The 2,575-nt window shown below is 63.8% G+C and carries 3 protein-coding genes; all 3 read right to left on the bottom strand.

Features of this window, described 5'->3' with window-relative positions; all coding sequences use genetic code 11:
* A partial coding sequence (locus tag DRF71_RS27035; RefSeq protein ID WP_112313517.1) for a monovalent cation:proton antiporter-2 (CPA2) family protein occupies window positions 1-1,599 on the bottom strand: 1,599 nt, incomplete at its 3' end.
* A 2-nt stretch (window positions 1,600-1,601) separates the two neighbouring features.
* Window positions 1,602-1,868, bottom strand: a complete 267-nt coding sequence (locus tag DRF71_RS27030) for a hypothetical protein (protein ID WP_112313516.1) — start codon at window positions 1,866-1,868, stop codon at window positions 1,602-1,604.
* A gap of 383 nt (window positions 1,869-2,251) precedes the next feature.
* Window positions 2,252-2,575: SDR family oxidoreductase (locus DRF71_RS27020; protein WP_157971305.1), on the bottom strand; the 324-nt coding region annotated here is incomplete at its 5' end.

The raw sequence follows: 2,575 nt of genomic DNA, 5'->3' as shown, positions 1-2,575 counted from the left end.
GGGTTCAAAGGTTTCGCGGATCTGGAAGGCCGCCCCGTGATGCAGCAGTTCCAGCGCATGCTGGCGGGACAGGGCGCGGGAAAGCACCGGCACCAGCGGAAATTCGTGCCGCGCCAGCTCGACCGTACGAGAGATCGCATCGCGGTCCGACGCCGCGACCAGGATCAGGCTGGCATTCTGCGCCCCCGCCGCATGCAGGATATCAAGGCGCGATCCGTCACCGTAAAAGACCTTGAAGCCGAATTCGGCGGCGGTGCGGATCGCCTCGGGGTCGGTGTCGATGATTGATACGGAGTAGCCGCGTGCCAGGAGGGGCTGGCTGACGATCTGGCCAAAGCGACCGAAACCGATCAGCAGCACCCGTCCCGACAGGCCATTCGCCTCTTCGACACCTTCCATCGAGGCCACGGCCTTCGGCGCAAGCCGGCCGTGCAGGATGATCATCAAAGGCGTCAGCACCATCGAGATGATGATGATCGCGGTCAGATTGGCGTTCCATTCCGACGTCAGGATGCCGAACTGAGTGGCCGCCGCATAAAGCACAAAGGCGAATTCGCCGCCCTGCGCCATCAGGACCATGCGCTCGATGGCCTCGGGTTTTGGCGCTTTGGTCAGGCGGGCGACGAGGTAGATCACCAGCATCTTCAACGCCATGAAGGCAGGCACCGAAATCGCGATGATGGTCCAGTTGGCGGCGATGATGTTCAGATCCAGCGCCATGCCGACGCCAAGGAAAAACAGGCCCAGCAACAGGCCCCGGAAGGGTTCGACATCGGCCTCAAGCTGGTGGCGGAAGCTCGATTCCGACAGAAGCACCCCGGCAAGGAAGGCCCCCATCGCCATCGAAAGCCCGCCCGCATTCATCAGAACCGCCGCGCCCAGCACCACCAGCAGCGCCGCTGCGGTCATCACCTCGCGCGCGCCAAAGCGCGCCAGAAGGCGGAACATCGGATCCAGCAGCCAGCGCCCCGCCACGACCAGCACCGCAATGGCCCCAAGCCCGATGGCCACCGATTGCAGCCGGTCGGTCAGGGTCGCCTCGGCGCCGCCCGGCGCAAGAAACGCCACGATGGCCAGCAGCGGCACGATGGCGAGATCCTCGAACAAAAGGATCGCGATCATGCGCCGTCCTTTCGGCTGCGCCATCTCGCCGCGCTCTTGCAGCATCTGCATCACGATGGCTGTCGAGGTCAGAACAAAGCCGGTGCCGGCGACGAAGCTGGCGGCAAGCGGATAGCCAAGGGTAATGCCGACCCAGACCAGCGCAAAGATCGCAAGACAGACCTGCAAGGCACCGAGACCGAAAATCTCGCCGCGCATCGACCAGAGCCGCGAAGGCTGCATTTCGAGCCCGATGATGAACAGGAACAGCACCACGCCCAGTTCGGCCACCTGGATGATGGATGTGGCGTCCTGGAAAAAGCCGAAACCATAGGGGCCAATGACCAGACCCGCCGCCAGATAGCCCAGCACCGAGCCAAGTCCGATCCGGCGAAAGACCGGAACCGCGACAACCGCCGCTGCCAGCAAGACAACGACGGGCAGAAGATCAACCCCGTGATGCGCGGCCGCGGCCGCAGTGGAAACCGGATCGGCCATGATTATCCCTTCATCTGCCATGCAATGAAAAATGCTGCACCTGCGGGCAGGGCAAAGACCAGCGCCAGGATCGGCAGTTCCTGTGCCACGCTGTAGCCTGCCTTTGTGACGCCGACCCACATATTGACCAGCGCCACCCCGGCCCAGACCGGCACGAACCACCGGGCCGCCAGAGCTGCCCCGGCCGCATCATGTCCCCAAAGACGCCCGAACAGCGCGAAAACCGCCAGCAGCAGGAAGCCCGCAAAGATCACCGTTGCCACATGCATCTGCGCGCCCCTCAACCCGTGATCCGCATTTCGCGGATCATACCATCTGCCAGCGTGAAGCCGAATGTGCTTTCGCCGGCGAAGACACTGCTCGTCCAATGCCCCGCCAGCGTGACCCTGTCGCCCTCGCCCGAGCAGCCGCGATGGTAAGAACGCCCTTCGCGCCAATCAGTTCCCGGTCGTTCCAGCCCCTGATGGCGGCGCGACCGGAAAAGTCGTCCACCAGCGCATCGGGGCCAAAGCGGGCCAGAAAGGCGGGGATATCATCCGCATTTACGGCCGCGACAAAGCGATCAGGCGGCGGAGGAAACGAAGAGGTCATAGCGGCTGCCCTTTGAAATGAAGGTGGCCCGACCCCTGGGGAAGGCCGGGCCGGTCGGCGGTTACTTGGTGGTGTAGCCGCCGTTCACGAGGATCGTCTGGCCGGTCATCCACCAGCCTTCGGTCACAAGGAAACGGATCCAGGGCGCAATATCCTCGATGTCGGTGAGGCCGGTCTTCGAAAATCCCGACAGCGCAGCGGCCGATTTGTGATAGGCCTGCGCCTCGGGTGCCTCCTGCCCATAGAAGAAGGGCGTATCCATCGGACCGGGGCCGATGGCGGTAACCGAAACCCCACGCTCCCCCAGCTCTTTGGAGGCGGCGCGGGTGAAATGCTCGACCGGCGCCTTGGTGCCCGCATAGCTGGCATAGAAGGGCGTATACCC

It is taken from the genome of Pseudogemmobacter bohemicus, assembly GCF_003290025.1.
Lineage (GTDB): Bacteria > Pseudomonadota > Alphaproteobacteria > Rhodobacterales > Rhodobacteraceae > Pseudogemmobacter > Pseudogemmobacter bohemicus.
The sequence above is the reverse complement of the archived record's forward strand: the minus strand, read 5'-3'. Positions and strand labels throughout refer to the sequence as shown.

What these genes read in the sequence shown, in the direction of transcription:
- DRF71_RS27030 (WP_112313516.1), bottom strand. Translation starts at nt 1,868, where the DNA reads ATGCATGTGGCAACGGTGATCTTTGCGGGCTTCCTGCTGCTGGCGGTT.